The sequence below is a fragment of the Pseudobutyrivibrio sp. genome (genome assembly GCF_017471675.1).
In the GTDB taxonomy this organism is placed as follows: Bacteria; Bacillota; Clostridia; order Lachnospirales; family Lachnospiraceae; genus Pseudobutyrivibrio.
On sequence record NZ_JAFUSK010000071.1, the window covers coordinates 1 to 17,341 of the forward strand.

A 17,341-nucleotide genomic window follows, 5' to 3' on the forward strand; every position below is an offset into this window, starting at 1 on the left:
AGGGGCTGTTAAAAAACTCCCCTAAAAAAGGACTGGATTCAGTGACTATCCTCGGATAGCCCCTGAATCCTCTTTTATTTTGTTTTTGGATTTTCTTTTGCCCCTATAATTATAAAAAATAGAGTCACTAAGCAAAGCCATGCACTTCATGGCCGGTTAGATGGAAAAGGGACTTAGGCTCTATGCTGCTTTTATGGCTTCTCTTTGCTTTCTGTTATGGTATTTATAAAGGTTAAAACCACAGGAAATTAGTGTAAACTCTAAAATCACACTTTCTAAGCCTTTTCTGAATGCTCTTTTGTATGACTTATCCCATTTCATAACACCAAAAGTTCCTTCTGCCTGAATGCTTCTATTCATACAAAGTAAAGCTCCTTGAATAGAACAAAGGTTATCTAGTACTTCTTCATGAGTCTTAGTTAACTCGCGATTAAGTCTTATGGTTCTATTATTCTTAGCTCTAGGACAGCACTTTTCTTTGTGTTCACAGCCTTCGCAGCTTTCACATTCATAGACTTCTTCAGTTCTGCCATACTGATTACCTTTTACATGTTTTTCATACTTAAACTGAAATTTCTTTCCGGCAGGACATATCAGATTACCTTCTGAATCACTAGCAAAATTGGTGGCTCGATAAGGATTTTCCTGGTATTTCTTATCCTTTGTTTCCTTTTCAAACATTGTGAATTTCATATATTTTTCCATTCCATGTTCTTCGCAGTAGATATAATTATTGTATGAGCCATAGCCAGCATCAGCAACAGGGTACTTTGGATAGTGTCCATACATCTCATTAAATTTCTCCATTAGCGGAACAAAACAATCCATGTCAGAAGCATACTGCTTTGCATCTATGACTGCTATGTATTCATCACATACAGCTATCTGCATATTGTAAGCTGGAAGAATCTGGTCATTTCCCATATAGTCTTTCTTCACTCTCATAAATGTTGCATCATGGTCTGTTTTTGAATAACTGTTTCGTTTATCTCCACAAATATTGATGCTTATGATGTACTTGGAAATCTTATTCCTGTAAGCTTCAAGAAGCTCATAGTTTCTCTGCTCATTGGTTTTTCTATGTCCTTTTCCATGCTTAAATTCTTTAGGATTTAAGTTCATCTGTTTGGCATATTCTTCCATAAGCAAATCCAAATATTCCACTGCATACTCAGATCGTATTTCGAACTTTATCCCCATTGTTGCCAAGTCTTCTATGTTTATGTGCTCAATTAAGGCTGTGATTTTCTCGAATGTTTTATCTCTGTTTTTTGTACATGATTTCTTCCACACCCAGGTGTATTTGTTAGCGTTAGCTTCAATCTTTGTTCCATCTATGTAAGTATGATTTAAGTCTACAGAATCACGTTTAAAAATTTCTTTGTTTATATCGAGGAAAATATCTTGAATTGAAGATTTTAGTGAGTTAATGAAAGATCCTATAGAAACATAGGTTGGAACTTTCATGCCATCTAAAAGATACATATATCGTATATCAGTTTTGCATGATTTTTCTATTTTTCTCAAGGAAAGGTAGCCATTTTCCATAAAAGAGAATAGAACAGCTTTTAAGAGCTTGATTTGATCGTACTTAGGCCTTCCAGTGTTGCTCTCCTTTGTTGCAACATATTGGCTTAGGTCAATACTATCCACAATCTCACAAAAACTATACACAATGTCTGAAACTGGAATTAAAGTTTCAATATCTAGTGGTAATTTTAGTTGTTTTGGTTTAATATTTGTAGTGGTTAGCATAGGTATATTATATACCGGATTTGGGTCACAGCCATAGGTCTGTGGCTCATTTTTTTAATAAAAGAGGAGTGAAATCCGAAGATTTCACTCCTTACCTTTTAGGGGAGTTTTTTAACAGCCCCTTTGCCTTTAATGTTATTTTATTCCATCTTAGCCAAAATAAGCTTCTCAAGATATGCAATACGTGCGCATACTGTGAATATCTTAGCAGCCTGCTCAAGCTCTTCGATTGGTGGAAGAGATGGTGCGAAACGGATGATAGAATCGCCTGGATCCATGTGATATGGGAATGGTGCACCAGCAGGTGTAAGCTTAACGCCAGCCTCAGCTGCCAAATCTACTATACGAGTAGCTGTACCCTTAGGAGCCTCAAATGTGATGAAGTAGCCACCCTTTGGTGAAATCCATGAGCCGCAGCCTGGGCCTGTTAAATCCTCTTCCATTGTCTTGATAACAAGCTCAAACTTAGGACGAAGAATCTTAGCATGCTTTTCCATGTGCTTAGATACTGATTCCACATCCTGGAAATATCTTGCATGACGAAGCATGTTAATCTTATCAAAGCCGATTGTCTGCACTGTAAGCGTTCTCTTAAGCTCCTCACGGTTGTTATGGTTGCAGGCGATTGCTGCAATACCACCACCGGCAAATGTAATCTTTGATGTAGATGCAAATTCGAAAACAAGGTTAGGGTTATCAGCTTCCTCACACTCATGAAGGATGTTTAGAATCTTGCTCTTTTCCTTGTAAAGGTGATGAACTGCATAAGCGTTATCCCAGAATACTCTAAAGTCTTTAGCTGCTGGCTTAAGATTAGCCATACGTCTAACAACCTCGTCAGAATATACGATACCCTGTGGGTTAGAGTACTTAGGAACGCACCAGATACCCTTGATGCTGTCATCTGCAGCAACTAAGCCTTCGATAACATCCATATCAGGGCCGTCCTCGTTCATAGGAACATTTATCATATCAAATCCAAAATGCTGTGTAATAGCAAAATGTCTGTCATAGCCTGGAACTGGGCATAACCATCTTACACGCTCCAGCTTGCACCATGGTGTACATCCATCAAAACCAAACATGTAGCCACGTGCTACTGTATCAAACATAATATTAAGAGATGAGTTACCACAAACAATTACCTGTTCTGGCTGGCAATCCATAATCTCTGCCATAAGGTGCTGTGCCTCAACTATACCCTCAAGCTGACCGTAGTTTCTTGTTTCTACACCATTCATGCACTTCATAAGTGATTTACCATCAAGGATATCAAAAAGTGGCATAGAAAGATTGAGCTGCTCTAAAGAAGGCTTACCGCGGCTCATATCAAGCTTTAGGCCTTTGGCTTGCCATGCAACATATTCCTTTCTAAGAAGCTCCTTTTCGGCTGATAGTTCTTCTGGGGTCATTTCGTTGTACTTTTTCATAGTTGTCCTCTCTCTTTCTATATATGAAATGTCATACCCTCATCAGTCAGCTGCGCTGACAGCTTCCCCCTACTTAAGGGGGAAGCCTTTTAGTGGGTTCTTATATATTCTAGATAGTCTGTTATTTGTTTTTCGTAGCCAAGGTTGCCTGGCTTGTAGAAGTCCCCGATTTCAAGTCCTTCTGGAAGGTACCTCTGGTGGGAGAAATGATTAGGGAAATCGTGGGCGTATTCATAACCGATGCCATGGCCAAGCTTGCCTGCTGATTTGTAGTGAGCGTCCTGCAAATGGGTAGGTATTGGTCTAGTAGTGTTGTTCTTTACCTCTTGCATGGCAAGGTCAATGGCTCCGTAGGCTGCATTGGACTTTGGTGCACATGCCACATAGGTGGCTGCATGAGATAAAATAATCTGACACTCTGGCATTCCTATACGTTCTGTGGCAAGAAATGCACTGGTGGCAACAACAAGTGCCTGTGGGTCTGCATTTCCCACATCCTCTGATGCACAGATGCATATACGCCTTGCAATAAACTTAGGGTCTTCCCCTGCGTATAGCATCCTGGCCAGATAATACACTGCAGCATCCGGGTCGCTTCCCCTCATACTCTTTATAAAAGCTGAGATGGTGTCATAATGATTATCGCCATCTTTGTCGTATTTAATAACTCTTCTTTGTATACATTCGCTGGCAACATCTATTGTAATGTGAATCTTACCATCCTCTGATCTATCAGTAGTAAGAACGCCAAGCTCTATTGCTGTAAGAGCACTTCTGGCATCACCATTTGCAATGTCTGCAAGGAAATCAAGTGCGTCATCATCAATGATGGCATCATAGCTGCCTAAGCCCTTTTCGTTATCTGTAAGAGCCCTCATAATAAGTGTCTTAATATCCTCTGCTTCAAGAGGCTTAAGCTCGAATATAATGGAACGGGAAAGTAAAGCCCCGTTTACCTCGAAGTAAGGGTTCTCTGTGGTGGCTCCTATCAATATGATTGTGCCGTCCTCAACAAATGGTAGCAGGTAATCCTGTTGTCCTTTATTAAATCTGTGAATCTCGTCTATGAATAATATGGTTTTCTTGCCATAAGCTCCAAGAGTTTGCTTGGCACCCTCAACCACTGCTTCCATATCCTTTTTTCCAGATGTAGTGGCATTGATAGATGTGAATTCTGCTGATGTGGTGTGGGCTATAACCTGTGCAAGAGTAGTTTTTCCTGTACCAGGTGGCCCATAGAATATGATGGAAGAAAGCTTATCGGCCTTAATGGCACGATATAAAAGCTTGTCCTTGCCAATAATATGCTGCTGCCCAACCACCTCATCTAAAGTGGTAGGACGAAGTCTTGCTGCAAGAGGCGATTCTTTTTTCTTTGCTTCCTGTCGCATGTAATCAAAAAGATCCATGTGGATACCTTCCTTAATATCTTACTTTTTTCCTAAATATAATAGCACATTTTCAGTGATTTATATAAAACAAAAAAGTATCAGAGATTTAACTTTACCCCACTAAAGTAACCATCTCTGATACTATACTATAAAACCTATTCACTTACAACAAAAAATTTGTCTGTGACGGACATTTGTCCGTAGGGCAAGTAATTCATTTCTAAAACAAACTATCTTGTTTTAATAAATTCCTTAATCTCGTCCTCTTTTGGCATTACCTTTAAGGCACCGCGCTTTGTTGTGATAATAGAAGCTGCGGCATTTGCTACTGTAAGCATTCCTAATAGGCTATCCTCATCATAATTATCAATACCAACCTCAAGTACCGAATTAAGAACTGAGCCCATAAATGTATCGCCAGCACCGGTTGTTTCGATTGTATTTGGATTAAGGAATGGATTGCATTTAACCACCTTATCACCGTAAAGGGCATAGCTTCCATCCTTGCCAAGTGTGGCACACACAAGCTTAATTCCATATTTTTCCTTGATAAGCTTAGCACCCTTTAAAACGTCAGCCTCGCCTGTAAAGAATGTAACCTCATCATCAGAAATCTTAAGGATATCGCATTTGCCAAAACCGTAATCCATCTTTTCCTTAGCAACGCTTAAATCGTTCCAAAGTGGTGGACGAAGATTTGGGTCAAAGCTTACTAAGCATCCGTTATCCTTTGCAAGCTGAATAGCCTTAATTGTGGCATTCTCAACTGTAGAATGTGTCATTGAAAGTGTTCCAAAATGGAAGATTCTAGCCTTCTCAATGATTGAAGGATCTATCTCCTCTGCGCTAAGTCTTACGTCAGCACCTGGATTTCTGTAGAACGAGAAATCTCTGTCTCCATCTTCGTAGGTGTGTACAAAAGCAAGTGTTGTATGAATCTCATCATCGAATTTCAAGTTAGAAACATCGATGCCAAGGGACTTAACAGTGTCAGCCAGCATGTGTCCAAAATTATCATTACCAACCTTACCAATGAATGCTGTGGACTTGCCATATTTTTGAAGCATTGCAAGCACGTTACATGGGGCTCCTCCTGGGTTTGCCTCAAGCAATGGGTTACCCTGCTCACTTAACCCGTTTTCAGTGAAATCAATTAATAGCTCACCTAAAGCAACTACGTCTAATGTTTTTTCCATAATACCTCTCGCTCTAATAATTAGTTTAAATCATATTTGGTGATACTTACTATGGCATCCTCATTAGTGTTAAAGTAAATGCCATCACATGAAACATCTGTAGGAAGTGATGCTGTCATAACATACTTGCCTTCCTCGAAGAATACTTCCATGCTGTATCTGTCCATGACTATTCTAACCTTTATTGACTCTTCTGTCCATGGAATATGTGCACGTCTTTGATGAACTATGGCGCGTCTTGAGCCTGAGAACTTTCTATCAATCTTTGCAATATTCTCCTTTGGACGAAGTACGATATCTGTGTGGAACTTTTCATCAGCAGCAATTGAAATAACAAATCTGTCAAACATTGCATCAATGTCCTTAGGCTTTACTTCAAGCTCCATATCAAGGCATCTGCCCTTGATTCCTTCAAATGAAACACCGCCTGTTATTGATTCGCTATCTCTATCCTTAAGGTCTTTTGTTGCCTCAACTACAGCGTCCTTGATTTCTACCTTGTTAACACGCATGTCTTCAAGCTCTTTGATTGGCCACTGGCAAAGTCTGCCATCCTTTATTGTAACCTCTCTTGGAAGTGACATCTGGCCAAACCATGGGTCAGAACCATCATGGGCACCTGTAGTATCCCAGTTTTGCATCCAGCCAATCATTACGCGTCTGCCATCCTTTGTAAGGATTGTCTGCATAGCGTAAAAATCGATTCCGTAGTCAACAGCCTGAACACTTTCCTCTGTAAAGGTATCTGTAGCATCATCGTATGAACCGATAATGCAAAGGTTACCGTTACCATTGTGGAATTCGAAGCCCTCAGGAAGCATATCCTGTGGACTTGTGAGAAGTACGCCCTTTCCATCTAATGTAAAGAAATCTGGACATTCCCACATAAGACCGTAACGTCTTTCGTTCTTGGCAAATACCCTCTCAAAGTCCCAGTGGATGCAGTCATCACTCTTAAACAAGAGTAAATGACCACTTCCATCTGCAGGACGATTAGCAACAAGACATCTGTAAGTTCCGTCAGACTTCTCCCAAATCTTAGGATCTCTAAAGTCTGTCTTGCTGGCGCCATCAGGGATTTTATCTGAATTAATTACTGGGTTATTTTCATATTTTTCATAATCCAGGCCATCACCTATTGCAACACACTGTGTCTGAAATTCCTTCATCTGTCCATTTTCCACAGTGCGTTTCATAACTCCCGTGTATATGAGCAGGTGTCTTCCATCCTTTAATGTGATTGCACTTCCTGAGAATACACCATCCTTATCGTAGTATTCATCTGGTGCAAGTGCCACAGGAAGGAATTCCCAGTGGAGTAAATCATCACTCACTGCATGTCCCCAATGCATTGGTCCCCAATGTGCATCATAAGGATGATACTGATAAAACAAATGGTACTTATCCCCATAGATACAAAATCCGTTAGGATCGTTCATCCAACCTACTCGTGGAGACAAATGAAACTTAGGTCTTTGCTCCGCTGGAATTAACTTTTCAAAGGCCTCCTCGTATTTTCTAGCCTCTCTCAAAGTTTGACTGTTCATATATCTTCTCTTCCTTACTATTTATTATTATTTTCCTGAATAGAAATCATCGAAATACTTCTGATAGATTTCAAGGTACTGGTCTAAGCCGTAGCTATCAACCTGGTTAATGTATGCATTCCATGAATCATCTGTAATACCATCTCTGATGAACTCAGCCTTGCTTGAGTTTAAGTATGATACTAAATCTGTCTGGATTGCTGAAAGCTTTTCTGTGTCTTCTGATGACATAAATACGCGTGGGTAAACATACTTGCAGTGCATATCATCTGTGTAGTAATCCTTGATCCAATCAAGACGATACTGTGCATCATCTGGGCATGTTACATACTTTCCGTAGTACTCATCAAGAACTGCAAGAGGACCACCAACGCACTCAGCCTCACGAACTTCTACTGGAGAAGCATCGCCAAGTGGTGCATGCTTAAGCATCTTCTCGCCATCTTCGTTCTCGCCAAGCTCGAAGATATCGAAATCATCATCTTCACCGTATGTTCCCCAGTTGTTCTGTGGAGACTGGAATGGATCATACATCTTATCAAGCCATGCGCAAACAAATGCTGGGTTCTTGCAAACGCTTGTTACAACACAACGTCCTCTATCAAAACCTGATGTGAAAGAACCGTTTTGTGGAGTTACATTTACTGTATCAGCCTTAAGAGCCTTAAGTGGAACGTAATCCTGAATGTTATCGATGTTAGCTACATCCCATGTAAAGCAAACACCATATCTGTGTGACTTACCCTTTGCAACGTATGTTGACCAATCCTGTGTGAAGCACTCTGGATCGATGAGTCCTTCAGCGTAGAGCTTGTGTAACCATTCAACACCCTTTCTGAAGCCATCTGTTGTTGCTGTACAAATAACCTTCTTGTCATCTGTAACTGCAATATGCTGTCCCATATCAACATCACCGATACCATCGCCAAAACCGTTGATAAGAAGGTTAGGATCCTGGTCGTTTACGATGCAAGACATAGGGATAATGTCACCATCAATACCAAATTCCTTCTGAAGCTCTGGAGCGTGCTCCTGGAAAGCAAGTAATACCTGCTCGAACTCATCTACTGTTGTAGGTGTTTCAAGTCCAAGGAAATCTAACCATTTTTGGTTGATGAATGTCATGTTGTTACCAACTGTCTGGATTGCAGTCTTCTCTGAACCAAGCTGCTCAATCCAAGGAAGTGCCCAGATGTGTCCATCAGCGTCCTCACACATTGTGCGGTACTCTGGGTACTTATCAAATACTGCCTTAAGGTTTGGCATGTAGTTGTCAATGTATTCTTCAACTGGAACGATAACGCCCTGGTCAGCATATCTGATTAAGTCGTTGTCGCCGAAGCCTGCTGTAAATACGAAGTCTGTAAGAGTGTTTGCATTAGCCATGTTAAGTGAAATCTTGTCACCCCACTGGTCTGAAGAAATTGCTGTCCAATCAACATGTACATTTGTCTCTTCCTCTAATCTCTTGAAGATTGTACGATTGTTTGGATTCTCCTCAGTTCCTACAGGGTAGCTTGTTGTACCTGTAATAGTAACTGTCTCTGCAAGTGGGAATGAAAGGTTTTCCATATCAACCTTATCAGCGTTACTTGCATTGTTTCCCTTTGAACCGCAACCAGCAAACATTGTAGATGCCATTGTTACGGCTAGAGCTGCAGCCACAACTCTCTTTGCGCTTTTCATTTTCATTCTTTTCTCTCCTCCTATATATAGAACTGCTTTGTGCAGTTACTAGCAAAAACGATTTATCCCTTTACTGAACCCACCATAATTCCAGCATCGAAATACTTCTGGAAGAATGGATACATTACAAGAAGTGGTAAACTTGAAATAATAATTGTTGAATACTTAAGTAGCTCTGCAAGGCGAGCTCTTTCAGCTGTAGACTGCATATCTGCAATCATACCTGCATCTGGCTGGTTCTGAATAAGAATAGCTCTAAGTACAAGCTGAAGTGGCTGCTTAGATGCTGTGTTTAAGTAAATCATTGCATCGAAGTAGCTGTTCCACATTCCAACGAACTGCCATAAGCAAAGAACTGCGATAACAGGTGTACATACTGGAAGAAGTATTCTGAAGAATAATGTAAGCTCGTTGGCTCCATCAACCTCGGCAGCTTCTCTAAGCTCACCAGGAATTCCTCTATAATATGTACGGGCGATAATCATGTTCCATACTGAAAATGCTCCAGGAAGAACAACTGCCCACATGCTATCAAGCAAACCTAAGTTACTGATAAGCAAGTATGTAGGAATCAAACCACCGCCGAAGAACATTGTAATCATGAAGATTACGTTAAATATCTTTCTTCCCTTGAAATCCTCTAAAGACATTGGGTAGGCACATAGCATGGTAATAGCTACTGATAGGAAGGTAAACACTAATGAATAAATCACTGCATTTTTAAAGCCTACCCAAATCTGTGCATTAGAAATAACTCTTTCATAGGCAGTTAATGTCCATTTGTCTAAATCAAAAGTAATACCTGTATTCTGTAATGTTATAGGATCCATAAATGATGCTACAACGATGTATACCATAGGAATGATGATTGCTAAAACAAAAAGAGCAAGTATCACATATCCTACAAGTAAAAATGCTTTGTCCCCAGCTGAGTATCGTGAGAACGCGCTTTTTTTCTTTTTCTTTGCTTCCATTTCTTCCTCCCGATTATAGTCCCTGACCATCGTTCATCTTTTCAACAACCTTGTTAACTGTAATAAGCAAGATTAAGTTGATAACTGTATTAAACAAACCAACGGCTGTTGAATAACTGTAGTTTCCATCAAGCAAACCTTTCTTATATACGTAGGTTGCAATGATTTCTGATGCACCAAGGTTCAAATCTGTCTGAAGTGCATAAGCTTTTTCGAAGCCGATGCTCATGATGTTACCAGCCTGTAAAATAAACTGGATAACAACCATATCCTTAATAGCTGGCCACTCTACAGCCTTAATCTGCTGGAAGATGTTAGCTCCGTCGATCTGAGCTGCTTCCTTTAATTCCTGGCTGGCATTTGCAAGTGAAGCTGTGTACATGATTGATGCCCAACCTGCTCCCTGCCAGATACCACTTATAATGTAGATTGGTCTGAATGCCTCTGGCAATGTAAGGAAATTGATTGTGGTATTAAACATCATGTTAACTGGTCCAGTAACTGAAAGAAGAATTCTTACCATACCACAAAGTACAATTACTGATATGAAGTTTGGCATATAAAGCACTAGCTGAATCTTCTGCTTTATCTTGCTGCTTTCTATTCTATTAAGAAGAAGTGCTAAGATAATTGGCACTGGAAAGCCCCATAACAATCCAAATACACTAAGCTTTAATGTGTTTACCAGATAAGATATAAAATCTGGTGAAGATAAGAATTGTTTGAAGTATTCTAGTCCAACCCATTCACTTCCAAAGAACCCTTTAAAAGGACTGTACTTTTCAAAAGCAATTAATATACCGCCCATTGGTAGGTATCTAAATATGATTGTAAGTAACAATGCTGGTCCTAAAAAGAACACATATAATCTCCAGTGATGCATAACATAGGTTAGGGTATTATGCATTTTTCCTTCCTTTTTCATTAATCCTCCTCAATGAAACCCATATTTTATTGTGCGTTTGCACAAATCGGTTATGCATAAATCATACCATGTTTTACATTTGTGTCAATGGAGTTTTGTTTATTTGTAAAAATATAACAAGGGGGATGGTGTGTTTTTGTAACAATTTTCACATGAATTTTTACATTTGACAAATATGTTGTTACATTTTATAATTTACAGGTGTCAAGTACATGTGAATTGAAATATTTTTAGTTTTTACATAATAAATAGGAGAATATAATGGCAAATAAAGTTACTATTCAAGACATTGCCGATGCATTAGGGGTTTCTAGAAACACTGTATCAAAGGCTATCAATAACACCGGAATCCTTGCAGATTCCACTAGGGAAAAGGTATTAGCTAAGGCTGTAGAAATGGGTTACAAGCAGTTTTCTTATGCTAATTCTGTTTCAGATATATTAGGCTCTAACAGCGCAAGCAAGCCTGTTGTATCTGGTGAGATTGCACTTTTTACAGGTAATTTCCTTGGCAATTCCCACTTTGCATCTACCATGCTAGATAAATTTCAGAATGAAATCACTCACTTAGGCTACAGCATGACCATGCATCGTGTTACACCTGACAACATAGAAAATGGCACATTTCCTGCCAGCTTTGACAAAAGCCGCACTCATGGAATCATCTGCGTGGAAATGTTTAATCAAGGCTACTGTGAGCTTCTATGTGATTTAGGCATTCCTGTTTTATTTGCAGATGCCCCAGTAGGTAGCTACACTAAGCAGCTTCCAGCTGACATTCTTCTTATGGATAATTCCACAGGAATTTTTACACTTATCTCTGAAATGGCTAAGCGTGGTGTTAAGAAAATAGGTTTTGTTGGACAGCCAGATCACTGTCGTTCTTTCTTTGAAAGATACATGGCATTTCGCAACGCCATGTTTTTAAATAACCTGCATATTATAGAAAAGTTCTGTCTTACAAATGTTCATCCACACGGTGGCGAATACATTTCTTACCTTTCTGATGCAATAGAAGCATTGGACGAAATGCCAGAGCTTTTCATCTGTGCCAACGATTTTATCGCCTTGGATTTTATTACTTGTCTTAGAAAATTCAGGGTTAACTGCCCTGATGATGTTATGCTATGTGGCTTTGACGATTCAGCCGAATCAAAGGTAATGACTCCCTCACTTACCACCTGTCACATCCACTCACAGATTATGGGTGGCACAGCTGCTAATTTACTTATATCAAGAATTGAGCAGCCTGATCTTAACTACAGAACAGTTTACACTGAGACAAATCTTATCTTAAGAGAGTCTACAAGAGATTAGCATATAGGAGTTTTTTATGCGAAATTTATTAAACTATGATGGGCCAGTACTTAGATTTTTGACAAAGGTTGTATACAGTGTCTGGCTTAATATACTTTGGTTTGTATGCTGCATACCAGTTGTTACAATTGGTGCATCCACCACTGCACTTTGCTATTGCACTGGAAAGATTGCTCGTGATGAGGAGGGCTATATTACAAAGGCCTTCTTTTCAAGCTTCAAGGATGGATTTTTGAAAAGCACTATCATCGGAATCATTATGACTGTACTTGGCGTAGTGCTTGCTGTTGATGCTTATGTAATGTACCATCTTTGCTTTACATCAGCATTCTGGACACTTGTCAGCGCCATCCTTGTGGTAGCCTGCATCGCATACATCATCGTACTTTTATGGGTTTTTCCACTTAACGCCCGCTTCGAAAATACGATAATCAACATGTTCAAGAATTCCATCATGCTTGGCATGAGATTTATCTTTTGCACTGTTATAATGGCTGGCATATACGTAATCATGGCTTATCTCATCTACTACGTGTGCACGCCACTTATCATTTTTGGAGTTGGCACATGTGCATTGTTTTCTGCCATGCTTATGAAGAACATCTTAATCCAGTGTGAAGAACAGAGTGAAAGCTAAAATTATGAAAGAAAGAAATTCAACCTTTAAAGAATTAAGCGCAAAACAAAAACTACAGTGCATATGGGATTATTACAAAATCCACATAATAGTCACTGTAGTTTTGATTTGCGCTATTTTTTCTATTGTAAAAACTGTTAAGCACGCTGGCTCTGTTGATTTATATGTGGCTTACGTGAATGTAGCCGTTGATGATAAGGTTACTGATGCACTTTTAGGTTCCAGCGGGCTGATTATAAGCAGCTACAAGGATTTGCTTATCACCGAAGACCCATCTAGCGAGAACTTAGAATACGCCTACGCATCCTCTATGAAGCTTACCTCAGCCCTAAGTGCTGACAGGCTGGATGTTATTATAGGTGATTCTTATGCTATGTCCTATGCTAATGGCGCTGAGTATCTTGTGAATATTGAAGACTTTGTGAGGGCTAATAGTCCTCAGTTGTTGGATAAGCTTAAGCCACTGTTTCTAATTGATGATAATGGTAAGCCTTATGCTATCGATGTCTCAGGTTTTGCCCCATTTAAAAGCGCCGGCTACAGCGAGCCTATCTACCTGGGTATTGTTGCATCTGACAATCACGTGGATGGAAAGCTGACGCTACTTAGGGAGTTTATGTAATCCCCGCCACCCGCTGGACCCGTCCCCCTTAGGTAGGTGGCTACAGTCACAGATTTTAGATTATCTAAATGTGAAATCTTGCATATTTATTAGTAGGTGTTCTTACAAAGTTTTACAATTCTATCAGTAAAGTATGCAGAGAGCGGACATATTTGTTATTTTCAAGGAGCATAAGTATGAGGCTAGTTATGCAGTATTGCTTTTGCTTTGGAACGAGCTTAGAAAAATAAAAAGCAGGTTTTGTTATATATAGTCATGCGCCGCCATGGACGGCGGCGCAAGTGGCCACTTGAAACACGATGTTGAATGTGCCACGGTGGCTATATATACAAAACCTGCTTTTTAATTTTTGTTAGCGAGTGTAGTAGCAATAGCAATACTGCATAATCTAGCTCATGCTTATGCTTTGTAGTCTATGTTATGTCCGCTCTCTGCATACATTACTTTCGAATTGTAAAAGCTGTGTAAGTACACCTACGTTATGCAAGATTGCTCACATTAAGATAATCTACAAATCTGCTCCAATGTTAGCCACCTACCTAAGGGGGACGGGCCCAGCTGGTGGCGGGGATTATTTGATACCTACGTATTCGTAGCCGGCAGCTTCAACAGCAGCCTTAAGGTCAGCTTCTGCTACATCAGCTGATGTCTTTAGGGTTACTGTGTTGGCCTCATGGTTTGCTGTAGCCTCATCAACTCCTGGGAGTTTTTCAAGTGCTTCCTTTACGTGTGCTTCGCAGTGCTGGCACATCATTCCATTAACTGTGATTTCCATAGTGTTGTTTTCCTCCTTGTTGTTTACTGTATTATTAATAAGCATGTCATGGCCTAAGGTGTTCTTCATCGGTTTGTCCTTAGAGCTGTCATGCATTTTAAATAGATTTAGCCTTAGTGCATTGGTTACTACGCAAAAGCTTGATAGGCTCATGGCTGCTGCACCAAACATAGGGTTAAGTGTCCATCCAAAGGCGTGTATATAGGCTCCTGCTGCAAGTGGAATTCCTATTATATTGTAGAAGAATGCCCAGAATAGATTCTCATGAATATTCTTAAGTGTGGCCTTGCTAAGTCTGATAGCTGCTGCAACATCAGATAATCTGCTTTTTACCACTACTAAATCTGCTGCATCAATGGCCACATCAGTGCCTGCGCCAATAGCAATTCCTATATCCGCCCTGGTGAGAGCTGGGGCATCATTTATTCCATCACCTACCATGGCAACCTTGCCAAATTCCTGAAGCTTTCTAATTACTTCTTCCTTGCCATCAGGCTTAACACCTGATATAACTTCATCTACCCCGGCTTCCTTGGCAATAGCCTGTGCAGTCTTTTCGTTATCACCTGTCAGCATCACCACATGAATGCCCATGTTTTTAAGATGCCTAATTGCCTCTGGGCTGTCATCCTTGATTACATCTGCCACAGATATAATCCCAAGGAACCTGTTTCCTTTGGCAAAGAACAAAGGTGTTTCTCCTTTGTTAGCAAGTGTATCTGCAAGACCAAGGCTTTCTTCATCTATATCAACATATTTTTTGATAAAATCTCCGTTACCACCATATATGTTTTCTCCATCAAGTGTGGCACTTAGGCCACTGCCAGCATGAGCTTTAAAATCAGATATGTCTGCTGGCTCCATGCCATCCTCTAAGCCACGTTCTACTATGGCCTTAGCCAGAGGATGCTCCGATTTGCTTTCAAGAGCAAAGGCTGTTCTTATAAGATCAACATCATCTATTCCTTCTGCCTCAAAAACACCTATAACCTTTGGCTCACCCTTGGTGATGGTACCTGTCTTATCAAGGGCAACTATCTGAGTCTTACCTGCCTCCTCAAGGGAAACTGCCGTTTTAAACATGATGCCATTCTTGGCACCCATGCCGTTTCCTACCATTATGGCAACTGGTGTGGCAAGGCCAAGTGCACATGGACAGCTGATAACAAGCACCGAGATTGCCCTTGCGAGGGCGTAGCCTACAGGCTGTCCCACTAGCATCCATATTACAAATGTGATAATGGCAACTATAATAACTGCTGGAACAAATACTCCCGATACTCTATCTGCAATCTTTGCAATTGGAGCCTTTGTAGCTGCTGCATCACTTACCATCTGAATAATCTGAGAAAGGGTGGTATCCTTTCCTACTCGGGTGGCCTCACAAACCATGTAACCGCTTTCGTTGCTGGTAGCTGCAGATACTGTATCACCCACTGCCTTATCTACAGGGATGCTCTCGCCAGTAAGGGCTGCCTCATTAACAGCACTGCTTCCCTCAACTACCACGCCATCTACAGGTATATTATCACCTGGTCTGACTACAAATCGATCTCCTATCTTCACCTGTTCAATAGGAACCTCTACCTCTTTGCCATCTACTATGACAACAGCTGTCTTTGCTGCAAGCTTCATCAAATCCTTCAGGGCATTAGTAGTTCTGCCCTTCGAAACAGCTTCCAATAGCTTACCTACAGTAATAAGGGTGAGAATCATAGCCGCTGATTCGAAATAAAACTCATCCATCAGCTCCATTACTCTTGTTGAATTTCCATTCAACTGTGCACTTGTCATAGCAAACAGGGCATAAACACTATAAATAAATGAAGCCGCTGAACCCATGGCAACTAATGTATCCATATTAGGAGCCCGGTGCGCAAGCCCCTTAAATCCACTAATAAAGAACCTCTGGTTGATTACCATAATCGTTGCCGCAAGAATCAACTCGTAGATTCCCATAGCAATATGGTTTCCATCTAAGAATCCTGGCAATGGCCAATCCCACAGCATGTGCCCCATGGTCACATACATAAGAGGCAGCAGTATAATCACCGATGCAATCAGCCTATTTCTAATCTTTGGTGTTTCAGTATCCTTTAAATCATTATCATAATTTGGAACTGAGCTACTATTTGCGTCCTCACTGGCCTTTACACTGGCACCATAGCCAGCATCCTCTACAGCCTTTATAATAGCTGCCGCATCTGCACTGCCCTCTACTCCCATGGAATTAGTAAGCAGGCTCACAGCACAGCTGTCAACACCAGGCACAGCCGAAACTGCCTTTTCCACCCTGGCCTGGCAAGCGGCGCAGCTCATTCCCGTAACATTGTATTGCTCCATAATCTATCCTTTCTAACCGGATTACTTCATCAGCTTCTGTAAAACACCTACAAGCTCATCCACCACAACCTCATTTCCTTCACGGATGTTATCAGCCACGCAGGTCTTCACATGATTCGCCAGAAGCACCTTGTTAAAGCTATTAAGCGCCGATGTAATTGCCGACACCTGCATAAGAATATCAGTACAATAAGCATCCTTCTCAAGCATATTCTCGACGCCCCTAACCTGGCCCTCAATACGCTTAAGACGATTCATCAAATCCTTAAACTCCTTATCATCCCGCTCCTTATGCTTACCAGAACAGCAGCACTCACAAGCTTCTACAGTAATCTCTTCCTTATTTCCCATAATTGTAACTCCTATACACGCATACCCCTATGGGGTATCTTTACACAGTCATAATATACCCCTGTAGGGTATTTGTCAAATAGATTTACATAATCTATAGTTCTCCCTATAATCCAATCAAGGAATGGGATATTTATAGCAAGTAACATTTTTACGAAGCGGGCTCCCCCATTTCTTTTTTCTTTTTCCCGCTTTCATATTTCAAGTATCTCCTGAGTGATTTTTTGCAAAAAGATACTCGTTTCAGCCACTAAATACTTCTCTGAGTATCTCCTGAGTGATTTTTATTAAATTCATAACCGATAATTCCACAATATTATAATTCAGAGGTGTATTTCAGCTATACAAAGTATGACTTTAAAATATTCGGGCTATAATATACCAATTTTTCC

The 17,341-nt window shown here is 40.4% G+C and carries 13 protein-coding genes; 3 read left to right on the forward strand and 10 right to left on the reverse strand.

What is annotated here, in order from left to right; translation table 11 throughout:
* Positions 1-180 precede the first annotated feature (180 nt).
* The 8 genes from IJ535_RS11450 to IJ535_RS11485 form a co-directional block, all read right to left on the reverse strand.
* Positions 181-1,755 (reverse strand): transposase, encoded by a 1,575-nt coding sequence (locus IJ535_RS11450; RefSeq protein WP_294302893.1) that lies wholly within the window; start codon positions 1,753-1,755, stop codon positions 181-183.
* 140 nt (positions 1,756-1,895) lie between these two features.
* A complete protein-coding gene (locus IJ535_RS11455) occupies positions 1,896-3,185 on the reverse strand; it encodes an aminotransferase (protein WP_294302896.1) in 1,290 nt (429 codons plus the stop codon).
* A gap of 89 nt (positions 3,186-3,274) precedes the next feature.
* Positions 3,275-4,594, reverse strand: coding sequence for a replication-associated recombination protein A (locus IJ535_RS11460; protein ID WP_294302899.1), 1,320 nt, complete (start codon positions 4,592-4,594; stop codon positions 3,275-3,277).
* A 212-nt stretch (positions 4,595-4,806) separates the two neighbouring features.
* On the reverse strand, positions 4,807-5,772 hold the full coding sequence (locus IJ535_RS11465) for a carbohydrate kinase family protein (RefSeq protein ID WP_294302900.1): 966 nt from the start codon (positions 5,770-5,772) through the stop codon (positions 4,807-4,809).
* A gap of 20 nt (positions 5,773-5,792) precedes the next feature.
* Positions 5,793-7,319 carry a glycoside hydrolase family 32 protein gene (locus IJ535_RS11470; RefSeq protein WP_294302902.1) on the reverse strand — a complete coding sequence of 509 codons (1,527 nt, stop codon included), beginning with the start codon at positions 7,317-7,319 and terminating at the stop codon, positions 5,793-5,795.
* A 27-nt stretch (positions 7,320-7,346) separates the two neighbouring features.
* The gene (locus IJ535_RS11475) at positions 7,347-9,011 is read right to left on the reverse strand and encodes an ABC transporter substrate-binding protein (RefSeq protein ID WP_294302904.1); all 1,665 of its coding nucleotides are present in this window, start codon (positions 9,009-9,011) and stop codon (positions 7,347-7,349) included.
* A gap of 56 nt (positions 9,012-9,067) precedes the next feature.
* Positions 9,068-9,979, reverse strand: a complete 912-nt coding sequence (locus IJ535_RS11480) for a carbohydrate ABC transporter permease (RefSeq protein ID WP_294302907.1) — start codon at positions 9,977-9,979, stop codon at positions 9,068-9,070.
* Positions 9,980-9,992: 13 nt separating this feature from the next.
* Positions 9,993-10,904, reverse strand: coding sequence for an ABC transporter permease (locus tag IJ535_RS11485; RefSeq protein WP_294302910.1), 912 nt, complete (start codon positions 10,902-10,904; stop codon positions 9,993-9,995).
* Positions 10,905-11,165: 261 nt separating this feature from the next.
* On the opposite strand from IJ535_RS11485, the gene IJ535_RS11490 reads away from it, so the two are divergent.
* The 3 genes from IJ535_RS11490 to IJ535_RS11500 are packed head-to-tail and all read left to right on the forward strand — an operon-like array spanning position 11,166 to position 13,480.
* Entirely contained in the window at positions 11,166-12,221 is a 1,056-nt protein-coding gene (locus tag IJ535_RS11490) for a LacI family DNA-binding transcriptional regulator (protein ID WP_294302913.1), read from the forward strand.
* A gap of 16 nt (positions 12,222-12,237) precedes the next feature.
* Entirely contained in the window at positions 12,238-12,858 is a 621-nt protein-coding gene (locus IJ535_RS11495) for a YesL family protein (protein ID WP_294302916.1), read from the forward strand.
* Positions 12,859-12,862: 4 nt separating this feature from the next.
* The gene (locus IJ535_RS11500; protein WP_294302917.1) at positions 12,863-13,480 is read left to right on the forward strand and encodes a hypothetical protein; all 618 of its coding nucleotides are present in this window, start codon (positions 12,863-12,865) and stop codon (positions 13,478-13,480) included.
* A 571-nt stretch (positions 13,481-14,051) separates the two neighbouring features.
* Here the strand turns inward: IJ535_RS11500 and IJ535_RS11505 are convergent.
* Both IJ535_RS11505 and IJ535_RS11510 read right to left on the reverse strand, forming a co-directional pair.
* Positions 14,052-16,598: a heavy metal translocating P-type ATPase gene (locus IJ535_RS11505; protein WP_294302920.1), complete on the reverse strand. Its 2,547-nt coding sequence runs from the start codon at positions 16,596-16,598 to the stop codon at positions 14,052-14,054.
* Positions 16,599-16,619: 21 nt separating this feature from the next.
* Complete coding sequence (locus IJ535_RS11510) at positions 16,620-16,949, reverse strand: metal-sensing transcriptional repressor (RefSeq protein ID WP_294302924.1); 330 nt, start codon at positions 16,947-16,949, stop codon at positions 16,620-16,622.
* Between the last annotated feature and the right edge of the window lie 392 nt (positions 16,950-17,341).

What these genes read in the sequence shown, in the direction of transcription:
- IJ535_RS11450 (WP_294302893.1), bottom strand. Translation starts at nt 1,755, where the DNA reads ATGCTAACCACTACAAATATTAAACCAAAACAACTAAAATTACCACTA.
- IJ535_RS11455 (WP_294302896.1), bottom strand. Translation starts at nt 3,185, where the DNA reads ATGAAAAAGTACAACGAAATGACCCCAGAAGAACTATCAGCCGAAAAG.
- IJ535_RS11460 (WP_294302899.1), bottom strand. Translation starts at nt 4,594, where the DNA reads ATGGATCTTTTTGATTACATGCGACAGGAAGCAAAGAAAAAAGAATCG.
- IJ535_RS11465 (WP_294302900.1), bottom strand. Translation starts at nt 5,772, where the DNA reads ATGGAAAAAACATTAGACGTAGTTGCTTTAGGTGAGCTATTAATTGAT.
- IJ535_RS11470 (WP_294302902.1), bottom strand. Translation starts at nt 7,319, where the DNA reads ATGAACAGTCAAACTTTGAGAGAGGCTAGAAAATACGAGGAGGCCTTT.
- IJ535_RS11475 (WP_294302904.1), bottom strand. Translation starts at nt 9,011, where the DNA reads ATGAAAATGAAAAGCGCAAAGAGAGTTGTGGCTGCAGCTCTAGCCGTA.
- IJ535_RS11480 (WP_294302907.1), bottom strand. Translation starts at nt 9,979, where the DNA reads ATGGAAGCAAAGAAAAAGAAAAAAAGCGCGTTCTCACGATACTCAGCT.
- IJ535_RS11485 (WP_294302910.1), bottom strand. Translation starts at nt 10,904, where the DNA reads ATGAAAAAGGAAGGAAAAATGCATAATACCCTAACCTATGTTATGCAT.
- IJ535_RS11490 (WP_294302913.1), top strand. Translation starts at nt 11,166, where the DNA reads ATGGCAAATAAAGTTACTATTCAAGACATTGCCGATGCATTAGGGGTT.
- IJ535_RS11495 (WP_294302916.1), top strand. Translation starts at nt 12,238, where the DNA reads ATGCGAAATTTATTAAACTATGATGGGCCAGTACTTAGATTTTTGACA.
- IJ535_RS11500 (WP_294302917.1), top strand. Translation starts at nt 12,863, where the DNA reads ATGAAAGAAAGAAATTCAACCTTTAAAGAATTAAGCGCAAAACAAAAA.
- IJ535_RS11505 (WP_294302920.1), bottom strand. Translation starts at nt 16,598, where the DNA reads ATGGAGCAATACAATGTTACGGGAATGAGCTGCGCCGCTTGCCAGGCC.
- IJ535_RS11510 (WP_294302924.1), bottom strand. Translation starts at nt 16,949, where the DNA reads ATGGGAAATAAGGAAGAGATTACTGTAGAAGCTTGTGAGTGCTGCTGT.